The sequence below is a fragment of the Tsukamurella tyrosinosolvens genome, assembly GCF_900104775.1.
GTDB lineage: Bacteria > Actinomycetota > Actinomycetes > Mycobacteriales > Mycobacteriaceae > Tsukamurella > Tsukamurella tyrosinosolvens.
The window spans coordinates 3,874,626-3,890,986 of sequence record NZ_FNSA01000003.1; the positions used below are offsets into that span (position 1 = coordinate 3,874,626).

A 16,361-nucleotide genomic window follows, 5' to 3' on the forward strand; every position below is an offset into this window, starting at 1 on the left:
TCCCCCGGTGCGGACTGCCAGAATCTCGGAGTGCCACTGCGCGTGCTCCTCCTGCTGACGGGTCTGTACTTCGCCCAGGGGCTGCCGTTCGGCTTCTTCACCCAGGCGATCCCCGTCCTGCTGCGCGACGCCGGCCTCTCGCTCACCGCGATCAGCCTCACCTCCTTCCTGTACCTCCCCTGGGGCCTGAAGTTCCTGTGGGCGCCCGCCGTCGACCGCATCGGCACCCGCCGGCAGTGGCTGCTCGCCACGCAACTCGGCTCCGCGGGCGTGGCCTTCGCCCTGGCCGCCACCGACCTCACCGGGTCGCTGCGGTGGCTGTTCGTCGCCATCGCCGCGATCAACCTGCTCTCCGCCACCCAGGACGTCGCGACCGACGGCCTCGCCGTCAGACTGCTCGGCCCCCGCGAACGCGGCCTCGGCAACGGCATCCAGACGGGCGCGTACCGGCTCGGCATGATCGCGGGTGGCGGCGGCCTGCTGTGGATCTACGCGGAGGGCGGGTGGCGCGTCCTCCTGATCACCCTGGGCGGTCTGATCCTGCTGTGCACGGTCCCCGTCGTCGTCCTCGCCCGGGACGAGTCGTCCGACGGTGGGCCCCGCCTCGGCCACCGTCCGACGGAGGGCCTCGGCACGGCGTGGTGGCACCGCCTGCGCCGCCCCGGGGTGATCCCCCTCATCGGCCTCCTCGCGGCGTACAAGTTCGGCAACGCCATGGCGTCGTCGATCTCCGGCCCGTTCCTGCACGACGCCGGACTCACGCTGCACCAGATCGCCCTCGTGAGCGGCGCTCTGAGCTCCGCGGGCGCCCTCGCCGGCTCGGCGCTCGGCGGCTGGCTGGCCTTCCGCTACGGGCGCCGCTCGGCGTTGCTGTTCGGCGGTGTCAGCCAGACCCTGGCCGTGGGGCTGTACGTCGCCGCGGCCCTCGGGATCGGCGGCGGCGCCATGGTGATCTCGGCGACGGTGCTCGAGCACGTCTTCGGCGGCGCCGCGCTGGTGGCGCTGTGCACCTTGATGATGGACGCGTGCGAGCGCGACGACGCGGGTGCGGACTACACGCTGCTCGCGAGCGCCGTGGTGGCGACGCAGGGGCTCGCCGGTTTCGCCGGCGCCGCCGTGGGCGACGTGCTCGGTTACTCGGCGGCGTTCACCATCGGGATGGTGCTCTCGGGACTCGGCTGCGCGGTGCTGGTGCGCGGCCTCGACCGCGGCCGCGGACCGGCGGCGATCACGACGTGGACGCGGCGTCCGGCTCCCACACCATGAGCTCGTCCGCCGCACGGAAACCCGTGCTGCGGTACAGCGGAACCGATTCCGCGCTGGGCGAGAGCACCAGGCGGCGGTAGCCGCGGTCGCGGGCGGCGCGCTGTACCGCCTCCACCAGGAGCCGGCCGGCGCCCTCCCGCCGTGCCGCGGGGAGGACGAACAGATGGCCGAGGTAGCCCCAGGCGGACGGATCGGCGCCGGGCATCGGCATCCGGCGGTACTCGTGCAGGGTCACCATGCCGGCCGCTGCGCCTCCCGTAGGAGAAGACTCGCCCGCCAGGAAGACGGCGCGCCCGTCGCGGATCCACCAGTCGCGGACCGCGTCCACGAAGTCGTCGTCCTGGGGCTCGGTGGTCGCACCGGAGGTGCGGGCCCAGGCGTAGCGCAGCGTCGCGACGCGGGCGGCGTCACGGACCGGGTCGGCGATCCAGACCTCCATGCCGTCAGCCTACGGACCCGCGAACGACGCAGCGCGGTGGCTCGTGCCCGCTGAGCGAGCACGATCCACCGCGCCGGAAGTGACGGATCAGGCGGGGACGGTCTCCTTCGCCTCGCCGGCGGTGCTCGCGTTGCGCGCCGCCAGATCGGCGATGGAGTCGGCGGATTCGAGAACCGCGTCGCGCCGGTACTGCACGAAGGAGTAGGCGAAAGCGGCGATCCAGCCCGCGACGATGAGGATGTACACCGCGCGCTGGGTGCCCGGGTCGAGGGCGAGGCCGCTCTTGCCCATGAGGGTCTTCGCGTTCGTGAGGATGATCAGGCCGCCCACCGAGGCGCCGAGGAGACGCGGCGGGAAGTGCCGCACGAGCCAGGCCGCGAAGGGCGCTGCGATGACGCCGCCCAGCAGGATGGCGCCGGCGTAGGCGAAGTTGACGCCCTCGCCGCCCAGGTTCGCCAGGAAGCCGAGCGAGGCGGCCAGCGCGATGAGGAACTCACTGGTGTCGATGGTGCCGACCACCTTGCGCGGCTCCATCCGGCCCGAGGCGAGAAGCGCCGGCGTTCCGACGGGACCCCAACCGCCGCCGCCCGTGGCGTCGACGAAACCGCCGAACAGTCCCAGCGGCGCCAGGAAGCGCGACTTGAGCGGCTTGCCCAGGTTCTTGGTGTCGATGCCGCGGAAGGTGAAGCGCAGCAGCACGTACAGGCCGAGCAGCAGCAGGATGGTCGACATCAACGGCTTCGCGACCTCGGTGGAGAGGTTCGACAGCACCGACGCGCCGATGAAGGCGCCGATCGCGCCCGGGATGCCGATGCGGCGCACGACCTTCCAGTCGACATTGCCGAAGCGCCAGTGCGAGGCGCCGGAGACGGCGCTCGTGCCGATCTCGGCGAGGTGGATCGTCGCGCTGATGGCGGCGGGTGAGAGTGTGGTGAGCGCGACGAGGAAGGTCGTCGCGGTCACGCCGAAGGCCATCCCGAGGCTCCCGTCGACGAGCTGCCCGAGCAGACCGACGAAGGCGACGATGACGAGGGTGGGCATGGTTCTCTCCTGCGGACTGAGGCGGACGAGGGGACTCGTCCGGGCATGACAGGAGACTCTGCCGACCGCGTCACAGGATCGGAACCGTCCCGATCAGCGTGATCCGAACCCGGTACTGTCCGATTCGCCCAGATGGACACGTTGTAGAAGGACGACTGACATGCGCAAGCCCCTCGCCCGCTCCGCCGCCGTCGCGGCCGCCGCCGTACTCGCCGGCTCGCTCGCGGTGCCCACCGCCTCCGCCACGATCGACCTGTTCGGGCACGACCAGGTGCGCAGGCTCGCTTGCAACGACGACGTGAAGCTCGTCGGCTCCGACAACGCACTCGTCTTCACCTCCGCCTGTAAGCGGGTCGAGGTCAACGGCCACGACAACACCCTGACGCTGCGCGACGTCACCACGCTGCGCGTGATCGGCAGCGGCAACTCGATCGTGCTCGGCTCGGCGTCGTCCGTCGACGTGAGCGGCCACGACAACACGATCACCTGCACCGGCGGGCGGAAGCCCGCCGTGAAGTCCGTCGGAGCGGACAACTCGTACCGCTGCTGATCGCGCCCGCGGAGCCTAGGCTGACGACATGGACTACCTGCGTCCCGTCGAGTTCGGACTGTTCGTCACCCCGGCCGCCGCGGCGCTCGACAACTGCTTCGCGCTCGCCCAGCTCGCGGACGGGAAGGTCGAGCTCCTCGGGGTGCAGGACCACCCGTACCAACAGGCCTTCGTCGACACGTTCACGCTGATCGGCGCACTGCTGGACCGGACCGAGGAGGTCCGGGTCTTCCCCGACGTCGCCAATCTCCCGCTCCGGCCGCCCGCGGTCATGGCGCAGGCCGCCGCCACACTCGACGTGCTGTCCGAGGGCAGGTTCGAACTGGGCCTCGGCGCGGGCGCGTTCTGGCCCGCGATCGCCGCGATGGGCGGCCCCGAGCACACCCCGGGCGAGGCCGCCGGCGCGCTCAAGGAGGCGGTCGAGGTGATCCGCCTGATGTGGTCCGGCGAGCGGTCCGTGCGCTTCCACGGCGAGCACTACCGGCTCGACGGGGTGCACCCCGGCCCTCGCCCCGCGCACGACATCGGCGTCTGGCTCGGCGTCGGCGGGCCCAAGCTGCTGCGCTTCCTCGGCGGACACGCGGACGGGTGGGCACCGTCGAACTCCTTCTTCCCGCCCCCGACCCTGCCCGAGAGGCACGCCGCCATCGACGACGGTGCGCGCGCCGCCGGACGCGATCCCGCGGCGATCCGGCGGGTCTACAACATCTTCGGGTCGATCGACGACGCCCCGTCGGACGAGCCCTTCCACGGCACCGTCGAGCAGTGGACGGATCGGCTGACCGGCCTCGTCGTGGACACGGGCATGGACACCTTCGTCTTCGGCGCGCAGGACGACGACTACGAGCAGTGCCGCCGGTTCGTCGAGGACGTCGCGCCGCGCGTCCGCCGCCGCGTCGCCGAGGTGCGCGCGAGCAGGTAGCTATTCGGTCGGGAGCGAGCGCACCACGCGGCACGGGTTGCCGACGGCGGCGACGTGGTCCGGGACGTCGCGGGTCACCACGCTGCCGGCGCCGATGACGGTGTTGCGGCCGATCGTGACGCCCGGACACACGATGACGCCGCCGCCGAACCAGACGTTGTCGCCGATCGTGATCGGCGCCGCGGTCTCCCAGCGCGCCCTGCGGGCCGCGTGATCCTCGAGGGGGTGCAGCGCGGTGAGCAGCTGCACGCGGGGCCCGATCGAGCAGTCGTCGCCGATCGTGATGGGCGCGCAGTCCATGAGGATCGCGTCGTAGTTGAGGAAGCTGTTCGCGCCGATGGTGGTGTGGGCGCCGTAGTCGCACTGGAACCGCGGCATGACCCAGGAACCCTCCCCGATGCCGCCGAGAAGCTCCTGGAGGATCTGAGAGCGCGCCACGTCGTCGTCGGCGGTGGTGGTGTTGAACCGGTCGAGCAACCGGCCGCACGACTTCCGCATCGCCACGAGTTCGGGATCGCTGTCGCGGTAGCGCTCGCCCGCGAGCATCCGCTGGAGTTCGGTGGCCACAGACCGACCGTACCGGCGGCTGTGCCGCTCTCCCCGGGAATGCGAAAGGCCCCCGGATTTCTCCGGGGGCCTTCGACCTAGTAGCGGGGACAGGATTTGAACCTGCGACCTCTGGGTTATGAGCCCAGCGAGCTACCGAGCTGCTCCACCCCGCGTCGGGTGAACACCACGTTACTGGAATGCGCTCACGATGTGCAAATCAGTTGAACGTGACGCTCGTCTCTCGGGCCGGGACGGGGGTCGCCGTCCCGGCCCGAGAGCTGAGATCAGTTGCCGCCCCGCGCCTTTGACTCGGCCGCCTGCAGCTTGGTGATCGCGTCACCGAGCTGCTTCATCGCCTGGCCGACGGCGACCTGGTCGCCGGAGCGCTGCGCCGAGAGCACCGAACCCCAGGCGTCGGAGACGGCCTTCACCGCAGCCTGCACCTCGGGGGTGTCGCCGCCGGGCACCGTCGCCTGCGTGGGCGGCTGCGCCGGGTCCTGCCCGCCGGGCACCGTCTGGCCCTGGGTGGGGCCGGAGACGCCCGTCGCGGCCGTCGCGAGGGCCGCGTCGACGCCCTTGTAGCCGGCGTCGGTGAGCGAAGCCGCGACCGTCGTGCGGTAGCCCGCGCCACCCGTGACCGGGTTGAGGCTCAGCACCTTGATCAGCTTCGGCGCGGCCCTCTCCCCCGTCGACTGCGCGTACATCGGCCACACGTAGGTCAGGCCGCCGTTCGCGAGCGCGATCGCCTGGAGATTGCCGAAGCGCGGGTTGAGCGCCTGGATGTTGGCGTTGTCGGCCACGACCGGCGGTGCGCCCTTGATCAGGTCGGCAGCCTGCATGGGGCCGGGGGTCCGGCGCCCAGGCAGCTCACGCATGTCGCGCACCAGCAGCCGGCCCGCGTCCTCGCCCTCCGACGACACGGAGACGAGCCCCGCGAGGTACGGCTGGTCCTTCGCCTGCAGGATCGACGACAGCTGGAACTGCGCCGGTCCGCCGCCGGGTGCCGCGCCCACGGAGTAGTACGGCGACTGCAGGCCGTCCTTGTCGGGCGTCTCGTTCGGCGCCGCGGCGGCCTGCCAGACGTCGTTCTGGCGACGGAAGGTGTCGGGGTCCGACGTGTGGTACTTCTGCAGCAGGAAGCGCTGGACCTCGAACAGGTCCTGCGGGTACCGGAAGTGCTGCGCGACCTCCGCGGGCACGGCGCTCTTCGGCTCGACCACGCCGGGGAAGACGTTCTTCCAGGCGTTGAGGACGGGATCGTCGTCGTCGACCTGGTACAGGTGCACGGAACCGTCGTAGGCGTCGACGGTGGCCTTCACCGAGTTGCGGATGTAGCCCACCTTCTCGTCCACCTGGCGGCGCTGCGCCTGCTGGCCGGGCGTCGTCTGCTGGCGCGAGCCCGTGGCGTCCGACAGCGAGGTCTGCTGCGCGTACGGGTACTTCGGCAGCGTGGTGTAGCCGTCGACGACCCACAGGATCCGGCCGGTCCGCGAGTCGACCATCGGGTAGGTCTTGGTGTCCACCGTGAGGAACGGCGCGAGCTGCTTGACCCGGTCGCGCGGGTCGCGCTGGTAGATGATCTTCGAGTCCGGGCCGATGTTCCCGTTGAGCAGGATGTTCCGCTCGGTGAACTTGATCGCGTAGGCCAGCCGGGTGAACCAGTTGCCGATGCCGACGCCGCCGTCGCCCTCGTAGCGCGAGCGCTCGGTGTCGCTGTCGAGCTCGCGCGGATCGCCCGTGCTGCCCACGACGGAGTAGAAGCCGGGGTCGGAACCGATGATCTCGCCGTAGTAGATCCGCGGCTGTGTGACGGCCTTGCTGCCTGCCACGCCGTTGCGCGTGAACACGGGCTGGCCGCCCGCGTTGTTGTTGTTCACGGCGTCGCGGCCGCTCTCGCTGACCACCTGGTCGACCTGGCCGGCCGGCGCGGTGATGAGCCCGTTGCCGTGCGTGTAGACCATGTGCCGCGAGGTCCAGTCCGACGGGGTCTTGCTCGGGTCCAGCTCGATCGGCGCGAGCAGCACGTTCGTCTGGTTGCCGCCCACCTCGTAGCGGTCCACCGACAGCTTGCCCGAGAGCCGGTAGTAGTCCTTGAGGCCGCCGAAGTTGGAGAAGGCCTGGGAGACCACGTTCGGGTCGAGCAGGCGCACGTTCTGCAGCGACGGCGCGTCCTTGGCGGTGAGCGTCTGCAGCGCCTCCGGTGACGCCTTCGGATCGGATTTCTCGTACTTGGCGCTCGCGAGGCCGTAGGCCTCCTGCGTCGCCGCGATGTTCCGCGCGATGTAGGGCAGCTCCTTCTCCGCGTTGGGGCCGACCGAGAAGGTCTGCACCGCGGTCGGCCAGCCGACGCCGACGACCAGCGAGGAGAACAGCATGAGGACGGTCGCGATCGCGGGGACCCGCAGGTCCCGGAGCACGATGCCGAAGAAGAAGGCTGCGGCGCAGATGATCGCGATGCCCGTGAGGATCGCCTTCGCGGGGAGCATGGCGTGGATGTCGGTGTAGTTCGCGCCGGTGAACATCGGCGACCGGTTCGAGTACACGAGCGCGTACCGGTCGAACCAGTATGCGACGGCCTTCGTCAGCAGGAAGACGCCCGCGATCGCGGCGAGCTGGATCCGCGCGCCGCGCGACAGCGAGCCCTCGCGACCGGCGAGGCGGATGCCGCCGAAGACGTAGTGCGCCACCAGGTTCGCCAGGAACATGACGATCAGGCCGGCGAACAGGAAGCCGAGGACGAACTCGATGAAGGGCAGGGTGAAGGCGTAGAAGCCGATGTCCATGCCGAACTCGGCGTCGGTCTCGCCGAACGGCTGGCGGTTGAAGAAGAGCAGCACCTGCTGCCAGGCCGACTGCCCGAAGATGCCGGCGATGAGCCCGATCAGCAGCGAGGGCACGATCGCGAAGGTCTTCAGCTTGCTGGTCACCACGGCGCGGTAGCGCACCACCGGGTCGTCCGTGGGCGAGGGCAGGAAGGCAGGCCGCACGCGGTACGCCAACCACATGCCGGCGAAGGTGAACAGGGCCAGCACCACGCCCGTGATCACGAAGAGGCCGAAGCGCGAGAGCAGTACCGTCCGCAGCACGCCGGCGTGGCCGAGCGAGCCGTACCAGAGGAAGGCGGTGATCACGTCCACCACCCGCGGCCCGATGAGCAGCAGCGCGAGCAGGACCACGGCCAACGCGATGAGGATCTTTGCCCGGCGGGACAGTGTGGGAATGCCCGCGGCACGAGGTGTCGTCACGACAACCACTGTACGGATTGCCCGAGATCGGCCCGACGTGTGCTCACCGGCGTGGTACCGCGCGCGGCGGGAGATGCGATCATGGGCGCGTGACCTACGACGAGCCGGAGCAGGTATTCGACGAGGCGGCCCTCGGCCGCGCGGCCCGCGAGGCCATCGAGTTCGTGGAACCGCAGGGCTGGGGCCAGCCGCCCCAGCTGTTCGGCCTGGTCCCGACCTCCCTGCTCGCCACCAGCCAGCCCGAGTGGGCCGACATCCTCGACGACGGTGCCTCGCTGACCGTCATCGAGCAGGAGCCGCTGCCCGGCGACCCGCAGGGCGGGAGCACCGAACTCAATCACGTGCTCGCCACCACGACCTGGCCCGACGAGGTGGTCGGCTGCGCGCTGGTGCAGGAGATCATCGTGCTGCCGCCGAACGCCGAGGCCGACCTCGACGGCGCGCTCGAGCCGCACCTCGCCGATGTCGACGCCGCGGATCGGGCCGGCCGCGCCGCCGCCGAGAACCACCCGGAGCGGCGCACCGCGCGGATGGTCGCCGCCGTCCTGCGCGACGGCCACCGGATCACCCTGCTCATGCTGCAGCCCGACGACGACGATCCCTTCGCGGACGCCGAGCTGCTGCGCGCCGACCAGCTCGCGCCCGGCCTGATCCAGGGCTTGCTCGCCACCTTCGACGAGGACTGACCCCGCCCCTGAGGGCCTCCGCCTGAGGGCGGTGCGGCGGTCAGCAGGACGGCGCGGGGCGGCCCTCGCGGACGTCGGCCAGGGCCTGGACGGCACCGTCGAGCGACTCGACCTTGACCAGCTGCAGGCCCGCGGGCGGCGACGACTTCGCGGCGTCGCAGTTGGCGGCGGGCACGAGGAAGACGGAGGCACCGTCGCGCTTGGCGCCCTGGAGCTTGTGCTCGATGCCGCCGATGGGCCCGACCCTGCCGTCGGAGGCGATCTCCCCGGTCCCGGCGACGTTCTTCCCGCCCGTGAGGTCGCCCGGCTCGACCAGGTCGACGATGCCGAGGGAGAGCATCAGGCCCGCCGACGGTCCGCCGACCTTCTGCACCCCGAAGCCGATCCGGATCTTCGGGTCCGCGGGCACCTGCCCCACGACGATCCCGAGTCGCGGCTTGCCCTCGGACTCGCCGAGCGTGACGGGGACCTGCGCGACACCGTCGGCGCGGCGGACCGCGACGGTCACGACGTCGCCCTTCTTCTTCCCCTCGAGGCCCTTGGCGACCTGGTCGGGGGCGGCGACGGGGGCACCGTCGACGGACTCGAGGACGTCGCCCTCGCGCAGCTTGCCCTGCGCCGGCCCGCCCTCGCTGAGGCCGACGACGCCGGTCGCGGTCGGGATCTTCAGGTACCGCAGCGCGGCGATGGTGGCGGAGGACTCGGAGCCGGTGAACTGTTCCCGGTTGCCCGCCTCGATCTGCTCGCGGGTGGCGCCGGGCGGGTAGTAGGCGTCGCGGGGCGCGATCTGCTCGCCGCTGATCCACTTGCCGAGGGCGCCGTAGAGGTTGAGTCCGTCGGTCACGGCGATCGTCGTGAAGCGCAGCTGCCCGGCGGGCTGGTGCACGGGCAGCCCGTCGATCGTGATGACCTTGCGGTCGGTGACCTTGCCGTCGGCGTCGCGCTCCGCGTAGGTGGTGAGCGTGTCAGCGGTGTCGCCCGCGCCGACCGCGACGTACGGCACCGTCACGAACATTCCCAGCAACACGAGCACCAGGAGCGGCACCAGAGCGGCGAGAGCTGTCGTGATCCTGCGTTCCGTCACGGGCCACAGCGTAGCCGCCGCTGTTCGCGCAGAGCGTGACGCACGGGGCGGCCCCGGGTGGACCGGGGCAGTACCGTGGAGTCATGAATGACCTGCCCTTCGGATTCTCCTCCGGCGACGACGGCGGTGACGACGGCAAAGGCCGACGGGACCAGCCCTTCGGCGCCGGTCAGCCCTTCGACATGTCGCAGCTGGGCGACATGCTGAGCCAACTCGGCCAGATGATCTCCGGCATGGGTTCCGGCATGACCGGCCCGGGCGCCGGCACCGGCGAGCCCGTCAACTACACGATCGCCGCGCAGCTCGCGCGCCAGACGCTCGGCAAGCACGAGCCCGTCTCCGAGGGCCAGCGCACGGCCGTCGAGGAGTCGACGCACCTCGCGCAGCTCTGGCTCGACGGTGCCACGGTGCTCCCGGCGGGCCCGCAGAAGACGGCGGCGTGGACCCCCGTCGACTGGCAGGAGAAGACCCTGCCCACGTGGAAGCGGCTGGTGAACCCGGTCGCGGAGAAGATCTCCGGCTCGTGGATGCAGAGCATGCCCGAGGAGGCGCGCGAGATGGCCGCGCCGATGATGGGCATGTTCAGCCAGATCGGCTCGATGTCCTTCGGCACCCAGTTGGGCCAGGCGCTCGGCTCGCTGTCGAAGGAGGTGCTCACCAGCACCGACATCGGCCTGCCGCTGGGGCCGGAGGACACCGCGGCGCTGCTGCCCGAGGCGATCGAGGCCTTCGGCAAGGACCTGGACATCAAGGACCAGGAGATCCTGGTGTACCTCGCCGCGCGCGAGGCCGCGCACCAGCGGCTGTTCGCCCACGTGCCGTGGCTGCGTGCCCGCGTGCTCGACACCGTCGAGCAGTACGCCCGGGGCATCACCATCGACATGTCGGGCATCGAGGAGCTCTCCCGCAACCTGGACCCGACCGCGCTGCAGGACCCGGCGAAGCTCGAGGAGCTGATGGCCGCGCAGGGCGCCGCGCTGCAGCCCAAGGCCACGCCGGAGCAGACCGCCGCGCTCGAGCGCCTCGAGACGCTGCTGGCCCTCATCGAGGGCTGGGTCGAGACCGTCGTGCACGCGGCGATCGCCGATCGGCTGCCGAGCGCCGCCGCGCTGCGCGAGACGATGCGCCGTCGCCGCGCTTCGGGCGGCCCGGCGGAGCAGACCTTCGCCACGCTCGTCGGCTTGGAGCTGCGCCCCCGCAAGGTGCGCGAAGCCGCCGACCTGTGGGAGCGGATCCTGAACGCGACCTCGATGGAGGAGCGCGACGGGGTCTGGGCGCACCCGGACCTCATCCCGGACGCCTCCGACCTGGACGCGCCCGCGGCCTTCATCGACCGCATGCTGGGCGACGCGTCCGGCGCGGACCCGTCGGACCTCGACGACCCGATCGCCGCGATCGAGCGGCTGGGCCGCGAGTCCGGCGAGGAGTAGTCCGCTCGGGCGCGCATCACGCCTGGTCAGGCCCGGTCATCCCCTGTGGATAACCGAGCCTTTCCGCGTTCTCGGCGCGCACCGGCGTGATCGACTGGAGCCATGCGGCACCGTCTGAACCCGTACCTCACCGTCGTGGTGCGCCCGCCCACGCTGGTCCAACTGGGCGCCTCGGCGACCGGCGCGCCCGTCCTGCGACCGCCGCCGTGGCTCGCACCCGACACGACCGCGGGCCTGCTGCGCTGGCTGCAGACCTTCCGCACCCCGCGCGAGCTGGAGCGCCGCGCCGCCGACATCGGCATGACGGCCGCCGACGTCGGCGAACTTCTCGATGCGCTCCGCGGCCACGGCCTGCTCGAGTCCGAGCCGCCCCGCTCGCCACTCCAGGTGCACCTGCACGGGAAGGGGCCGGTCTCCGACACGATGCTCGGCGAACTCGCCGCGCTCGACGCCGTCCGCGTGACCGCCGGGACCGCGCGCAGCTGGTCGCCGAGCGGGCGCGGCGTCGACCTCGTCGTGCTCGCCGATGCCCTCTCCCCCGATCCCGTGCTGGTGGCGCGGCTGATGCGGGAGCGGGTGCCGCACCTGCCGGTGGTCCTGCGCGACGGTGCGGGAATCGTCGGGCCGCTGGTGCTGCCCGGCGCGGGCCCGTGCCTGCGGTGCCTGGACCGCGCCCGGGCCGACGCCGATCCGGGCTGGCCGACGCTGGCCTGCCAGCTGTTCGGCCGGGCGGGTCGCGCGTCGGCGCAGATCCTGCGGATGACCGCGGCGGTGGCGGCGCAACAGGTGGCGGCCGTCGCCGCGGGACGGTGGGACGCGGCGGACCCGCCGGACGTCCTCGGCTGTACTTTGGAGGTCGAGGGCAGCGCGATCGCCGTCCGACGATGGTTCATGCACCCCGGGTGCGGATGCGGGGTCCCCGCCCCCGCGGCCGAGGCTGCAGGTTGACTTCAGGGGGCCAGGTGTCCGAGATCACCCGTGGCAGCGCGAAGCGCACGGCCAAGCTCGCGGGGCTGCCGCTGGGAATGGCCAGCCGCACCGCGGTGGGCTGGGGCAAGCGGCTCGCCGGCGCCGACAAGGACGACGTGAACGCGGAACTGCAGGCCAAGGCGGCCGAGCAGCTCTTCGAGGTCCTGGGTCAGCTCAAGGGCGGCGCGATGAAGCTCGGCCAGGCCATGAGCGTGATGGAGGCGGCCGTGCCGCCGGAGTACGCGGCCCCCTACCGCGACGCACTCGCCAAGCTGCAGAACGAGGCGCCGCCGATGCCGGCCGCCACGGTGCACAAGGTGCTCGACCAGCAGCTGGGCACGGGGTGGCGCGACCGGTTCAGTTCCTTCGACGACGAGGCCGCCGCGTCGGCCTCCATCGGGCAGGTGCACCGCGGCGTCTGGTCCGACGGCCGCGAGGTCGCGGTGAAGGTCCAGTACCCCGGCGCCGACGAGGCCCTGCGCGCCGATCTCAAGGCCCTGGGCCGGCTCAGCTCGGTGCTCAAGCCGCTCACGCCGGGCGCCGACGTGAAGTCACTGGTCCAGGAGCTCACCGACCGCACCGAGGCCGAGCTCGACTACCGGTACGAGGCGACCAACCAGCGCAAGTTCGCCAAGGCCTTCGACGGCGACCCGAACGTCCAGGTGCCGAAGGTGTTCGCGAGCTCGCCGACCGTCATCATCAGCGAGTGGGTCACCGGCCGGCCGCTGCGCGACGTGATCGCGAACGGCACGCAGGAGGAGCGCAACGACGCCGCGCTCAAGCTCACCGAGTTCGAGGTCAGCGCACCCGCCCGCACGGGACTGCTGCACGGCGATCCGCACCCCGGCAACTTCATGATCGCGCCGGACGGGCGCCTGGTCGCCCTCGATTTCGGCGCCGTCGCCGAGTACCCCGGCGGCATCCCGCCGGCCGTGGGCAAGATCCTGCGGCTCGCGCGCGACGAGGACTACGAGGCCCTGTTCCCGCTGCTGCGCAGCCAGGGGTTCATCCCGCCGCGGCTCGACATCACGCCCGAGGAGATCCGCAGCTACCTCGCGCCGTACGTCGACCCGCTGCGGTCGGAGAGCTTCCACTTCACCCGCAAGTGGCTGATGAAGGCCGCGTACACCGCGACCGACGTGCGCGGCGAGCAGTTCCAGACGGGCCGCAAGCTCGCGCTGCCACCCGAGTACGTGATGCTCTTCCGCGTGCTGCTCGGCATGGTGGGCATCTGCTCGCAGATGGAGGCGGACGCGCCGTACCGCGCCATCGTCGAGCACTGGATCCCGCTGCTCGACGGCGACGACTGACCGCCGCACTCAATCCGCACGCAGCCTCCTGAGCAGGCGCAGGGCGGCGACGAGGTCCGCGGGGTCGAGGTCCGCGGAGCGGCGGGCGGCCCAGTCGGCCCGGGCCGGTTCGATGTCCCGGAGCGCGGCTCCGCCCCGGGCCGTCAGTGCGACGAGCGGTGCCCGGCGGTCCGCCGGGTTCGGCTCCCGCGCGACCAGGCCGTCGCGCTCGAGCCGCTCGACGGTCTCCCGCACGCTCTGCCGGCGCAGGCCGCGGCGCCGGGCGATGTCGGCGACGGTGGCGGCACCGTCGGACAGCAGCCCCAGCACGCGCCACCCGGCAGCGGTCGTGCCGATGCCGGCGGCGAGCGCGTCGCCCTCCGCGAGCAGTGCCGCGTTCACCCGGAAGACCTCGTCGACCAGTTCGGTGAGCAGTTGCGAGCGGTCCATTCGCGCCCCCTTATTGACAGGTACCTGTCGGTGATCGTAGCGTCGCGACCATGACCGCGTCGATCTCCCGCCTCGTCGTCTCCGTCTCCGCGCTGGACCCCGCGCTCGCCTTCTACGAGGGCCTCCTCGGTCTGCGGCGCACCGCCGCCGCGGGCGAGCTCGCACGACTCGCCACCGCCGACGGCGTCGAGGTCATGCTGCACGAGCGGCCGGCGACCCCCAGCGACACCGCCGTCGCGATCGGCTTCGCCGTCGCGGACCTGGACGGCGTCGTCGGGACGTGGACCGCGCGGGGCGGCGCCGTCGTGGACCCGCCCGAGGAACGCCCGTGGGGCGAGCGGATGGCCGTCGTGCGCGACGCCGACGGGCATCTCGTCTGCCTGTCGCAGGCAACTCCGCCCGCGTGATCGCTCAGTCGAGGTCCTCCTTCGACGCGGCGACGGCCTCCGTCCTGCTCTCGTAGAGGTGCGGCGCGAGACCGCGGTCGGCGAGGTGATCGGCGAGCTTGAGCCGCAGGAACGCCGACGTCGTGTACCGCGTCACCGACTCGTAGTACTTGCCCATCCGGCGGACCCGAGCGGCGTACTCGTCGACGAGGTCGGGGCCCAGGACGAAGTTGTCGTAGTTGATCACCACGTTGACGGGCCGCCCGATCTCCGCGAGCCGCCGCTCGATCTCCACCCCGGCGCGCTCCACCTCCTCCTCCGTGCGCACCGCGACGCCCTCGAAGTTCATGAAGAAGAGGTTCCGCTTCTCGTCGTAGCTGAACCGCGCCTCGAGCGGCACCGACAGCAGGTCCTCGCGCAGCCCCATCGGGTCGTCGCGGAAGATCCGCGGGTCCATGATCGCGGGCGGCGTGTCCATGATCGGCTCGAAGCCCAGCAGGTCCAGCACGTCGCGCTGCAGGTCGACGCCGGGTGCGATCTCGATGAGCTCCATGCCGCGCTCGGAGAGCCGGAAGACGCACCGCTCGGTGATGTACATGACGGGCTGTCCGGACGCGTGCGCGTACTCGCCGGAGAAGGTGCGCTGGTCGACGGCCGCGACGAACTTCGGGGCGGCGGGACCGTCCGAGGTGACGATCGCACCGTCGACGACCTCGGTGCGCGCCGGCGCGAGGAAGGTGCCCAGGAAGTAGACCGACTTCGCGTTCTGGCTGATGTTGATGAAGCCGCCCGCCCCCGCGAGGCGGGGCCCGAAGCGGCTGACGTTGACGTTGCCGGCACCGTCGGCCTGCGCCATGCCGAGGAAGGCGGCGTCGAGCCCGCCGCCGTCGTAGAAGTCGAACTGCGAGGGCTGCGCGAGGATCGCGTCGGCGTTGATGGCGGAGCCGAAATCGGTGCCGCCCGCGGGCATGCCGCCGATGACGCCCGGCTCGGCGGTGAGCGTGAGGTACTCGAGGACGCCCTCCTCCGCGGCGACGGCCGCGACGCCCTCGGGGACGCCGATGCCGAGGTTGACCACGGAGTTCGGGCGCAGCTCGAGGGCGGCGCGGCGCGCGATCACCTTGCGCGGGTCGAGCGGCATCGGATCGATCCAGCTCATGGGCTGGCGGATCTCGCCGCTCATCGCCGGGTTGTACTGCGAGCCCCACGACTGCGTGTGGTGGGCGGGCGTGCTCGCGACGACGACGCAGTCCACCAGGGCTCCGGGGATCTTCACGTCGCGCGGGTTCAGCGAGCCGCGTTCGGCGATGCGCTCGACCTGCACGATCACGAGGCCGCCCTTGTTGTGCACCGCGATCGCCGTCTCGAGCGCCTCGAGCGTGAGCGCCTCCTTCTCCATCGTCACGTTGCCGCTCGGGTCCGCGGTGGTGCCGCGGAGGAAGGCGACGTCGAGCCGCTCGAAGGCCTTGTAGAAGAGGTACTCGCGACCGTCGATCTCCATGAGCCGGACCCGGTCCTCCGTGGTGGCGTCGTTGACCTTGCCGCCGCCCAGGCGGGGATCGGCGAAGGTGCCGAGGCCGACGTGCGTCAGTAGCCCCGGCTTCCCGGCGCCGGTGTCGCGCAGCAGCTGCGCGATCACGCCCTGCGGCAGGTTGTACGCCTCGATCTCGCCCGACAGCGCGAGCTTCTGCAGCGCCGGGGACATCCCGTAGTGGCCGCCCATGGCGCGCTTGAGCATTCCGTCGTGGCACAGGTGGACGGTGCCGCGCTCGCCCCGGTCGCCCTGCGCCACGGTGAAGACCAGCGACATGTCCTTGGGCGATCCCGTCGCGAGGAAGCGCTCCTCGAGCGCGAGCACGAGCTCCTCCGCGAAGCCCTGCCCGGCGAAGCCCTCGAGCACCAGGTGATCACCGTCCCGGACCAGCCGCACCGCCTCCTTCGCGGTGACCACCTTGTCGCGGATCGGGGACGTGGCCGTGGGCATCAGGATCGGGTCGATGGACATCGCGTGCCGCCTCTCGCTCGCCCCCGCGCGGCGGGGCCGTGACCGCGTTG

The 16,361-nt window shown here is 71.7% G+C and carries 15 protein-coding genes and 1 tRNA gene; 8 read left to right on the forward strand and 8 right to left on the reverse strand.

The annotated features are described in order from the left end of the window. The first annotated feature begins 30 nt into the window (after nt 1–30). Nucleotides 31–1,266, forward strand: a complete 1,236-nt coding sequence (locus BLW32_RS21165) for an MFS transporter (protein WP_068742915.1) — start codon at nt 31–33, stop codon at nt 1,264–1,266. On the opposite strand, the gene BLW32_RS21170 is transcribed toward BLW32_RS21165, so the two are convergent. Both BLW32_RS21170 and BLW32_RS21175 read right to left on the reverse strand, forming a co-directional pair. Next, a complete protein-coding gene (locus BLW32_RS21170; RefSeq protein WP_068742916.1) occupies nt 1,229–1,705 on the reverse strand; it encodes a GNAT family N-acetyltransferase in 477 nt (158 codons plus the stop codon). The genes BLW32_RS21165 and BLW32_RS21170 overlap by 38 nt on opposite strands. Before the next feature lie 87 nt (nt 1,706–1,792). Further along, complete coding sequence (locus BLW32_RS21175; protein ID WP_068522008.1) at nt 1,793–2,746, reverse strand: sulfite exporter TauE/SafE family protein; 954 nt, start codon at nt 2,744–2,746, stop codon at nt 1,793–1,795. A 160-nt stretch (nt 2,747–2,906) separates the two neighbouring features. Here BLW32_RS21175 and BLW32_RS21180 point away from each other — a divergent pair, with 160 nt between their 5' ends. Together BLW32_RS21180 and BLW32_RS21185 are read left to right on the forward strand one after the other, a co-directional pair. Further along, entirely contained in the window at nt 2,907–3,296 is a 390-nt protein-coding gene (locus tag BLW32_RS21180; protein WP_068742917.1) for a DUF3060 domain-containing protein, read from the forward strand. Between the two features lie 28 nt (nt 3,297–3,324). After that, entirely contained in the window at nt 3,325–4,218 is an 894-nt protein-coding gene (locus tag BLW32_RS21185; RefSeq protein WP_068742918.1) for an LLM class flavin-dependent oxidoreductase, read from the forward strand. Here the strand turns inward: BLW32_RS21185 and BLW32_RS21190 are convergent, their stop codons facing one another. From BLW32_RS21190 to BLW32_RS21200, 3 genes are all read right to left on the reverse strand, one after another. After that, complete coding sequence (locus BLW32_RS21190) at nt 4,219–4,764, reverse strand: sugar O-acetyltransferase (protein ID WP_068742919.1); 546 nt, start codon at nt 4,762–4,764, stop codon at nt 4,219–4,221. A 102-nt stretch (nt 4,765–4,866) separates the two neighbouring features. After that, nucleotides 4,867–4,940: transfer RNA gene (locus tag BLW32_RS21195), tRNA-Met, on the reverse strand. A gap of 111 nt (nt 4,941–5,051) precedes the next feature. Next, nucleotides 5,052–8,012, reverse strand: a complete 2,961-nt coding sequence (locus tag BLW32_RS21200; RefSeq protein ID WP_068626399.1) for a UPF0182 family membrane protein — start codon at nt 8,010–8,012, stop codon at nt 5,052–5,054. A gap of 89 nt (nt 8,013–8,101) precedes the next feature. Between BLW32_RS21200 and BLW32_RS21205 the strand changes: the two genes are divergently transcribed. Then, nucleotides 8,102–8,698, forward strand: a complete 597-nt coding sequence (locus BLW32_RS21205; RefSeq protein WP_068522021.1) for a PPA1309 family protein — start codon at nt 8,102–8,104, stop codon at nt 8,696–8,698. Nucleotides 8,699–8,738: 40 nt separating this feature from the next. Here the strand turns inward: BLW32_RS21205 and BLW32_RS21210 are convergent, their stop codons facing one another. Further along, nucleotides 8,739–9,782 (reverse strand): YlbL family protein, encoded by a 1,044-nt coding sequence (locus tag BLW32_RS21210; protein ID WP_139286279.1) that lies wholly within the window; start codon nt 9,780–9,782, stop codon nt 8,739–8,741. Between the two features lie 83 nt (nt 9,783–9,865). On the opposite strand from BLW32_RS21210, the gene BLW32_RS21215 reads away from it, so the two are divergent. The 3 genes from BLW32_RS21215 to BLW32_RS21225 all read left to right on the forward strand — a co-directional run bounded on the left by BLW32_RS21215 (nt 9,866) and on the right by BLW32_RS21225 (nt 13,491). Then, nucleotides 9,866–11,212 carry a zinc-dependent metalloprotease gene (locus BLW32_RS21215; protein ID WP_068742920.1) on the forward strand — a complete coding sequence of 449 codons (1,347 nt, stop codon included), beginning with the start codon at nt 9,866–9,868 and terminating at the stop codon, nt 11,210–11,212. A gap of 102 nt (nt 11,213–11,314) precedes the next feature. Next, complete coding sequence (locus BLW32_RS21220) at nt 11,315–12,160, forward strand: hypothetical protein (RefSeq protein WP_068522033.1); 846 nt, start codon at nt 11,315–11,317, stop codon at nt 12,158–12,160. A gap of 14 nt (nt 12,161–12,174) precedes the next feature. Continuing rightward, nucleotides 12,175–13,491 (forward strand): ABC1 kinase family protein, encoded by a 1,317-nt coding sequence (locus BLW32_RS21225; RefSeq protein ID WP_068522036.1) that lies wholly within the window; start codon nt 12,175–12,177, stop codon nt 13,489–13,491. Nucleotides 13,492–13,500: 9 nt separating this feature from the next. Here BLW32_RS21225 and BLW32_RS21230 read toward each other — a convergent pair whose 3' ends face one another. Next, nucleotides 13,501–13,920, reverse strand: coding sequence for a MarR family winged helix-turn-helix transcriptional regulator (locus BLW32_RS21230; protein ID WP_068742921.1), 420 nt, complete (start codon nt 13,918–13,920; stop codon nt 13,501–13,503). A 50-nt stretch (nt 13,921–13,970) separates the two neighbouring features. On the opposite strand from BLW32_RS21230, the gene BLW32_RS21235 reads away from it, so the two are divergent. Continuing rightward, complete coding sequence (locus BLW32_RS21235; protein WP_068522042.1) at nt 13,971–14,327, forward strand: VOC family protein; 357 nt, start codon at nt 13,971–13,973, stop codon at nt 14,325–14,327. A gap of 4 nt (nt 14,328–14,331) precedes the next feature. Here BLW32_RS21235 and BLW32_RS21240 read toward each other — a convergent pair whose 3' ends face one another. Continuing rightward, nucleotides 14,332–16,311, reverse strand: a complete 1,980-nt coding sequence (locus tag BLW32_RS21240; protein ID WP_068522044.1) for an acyl CoA:acetate/3-ketoacid CoA transferase — start codon at nt 16,309–16,311, stop codon at nt 14,332–14,334. Nucleotides 16,312–16,361: the final 50 nt, after the last annotated feature.

Bases quoted from the DNA above. Each gene is read 5' to 3' on its own strand.
- BLW32_RS21190 (WP_068742919.1), bottom strand. From the start codon at position 4,764: ATGCTCGCGGGCGAGCGCTACCGCGACAGCGATCCCGAACTCGTGGCG.
- BLW32_RS21230 (WP_068742921.1), bottom strand. From the start codon at position 13,920: ATGGACCGCTCGCAACTGCTCACCGAACTGGTCGACGAGGTCTTCCGG.
- BLW32_RS21235 (WP_068522042.1), top strand. From the start codon at position 13,971: ATGACCGCGTCGATCTCCCGCCTCGTCGTCTCCGTCTCCGCGCTGGAC.
- BLW32_RS21220 (WP_068522033.1), top strand. From the start codon at position 11,315: ATGCGGCACCGTCTGAACCCGTACCTCACCGTCGTGGTGCGCCCGCCC.
- BLW32_RS21180 (WP_068742917.1), top strand. From the start codon at position 2,907: ATGCGCAAGCCCCTCGCCCGCTCCGCCGCCGTCGCGGCCGCCGCCGTA.
- BLW32_RS21185 (WP_068742918.1), top strand. From the start codon at position 3,325: ATGGACTACCTGCGTCCCGTCGAGTTCGGACTGTTCGTCACCCCGGCC.
- BLW32_RS21240 (WP_068522044.1), bottom strand. From the start codon at position 16,311: ATGTCCATCGACCCGATCCTGATGCCCACGGCCACGTCCCCGATCCGC.
- BLW32_RS21215 (WP_068742920.1), top strand. From the start codon at position 9,866: ATGAATGACCTGCCCTTCGGATTCTCCTCCGGCGACGACGGCGGTGAC.
- BLW32_RS21170 (WP_068742916.1), bottom strand. From the start codon at position 1,705: ATGGAGGTCTGGATCGCCGACCCGGTCCGTGACGCCGCCCGCGTCGCG.
- BLW32_RS21175 (WP_068522008.1), bottom strand. From the start codon at position 2,746: ATGCCCACCCTCGTCATCGTCGCCTTCGTCGGTCTGCTCGGGCAGCTC.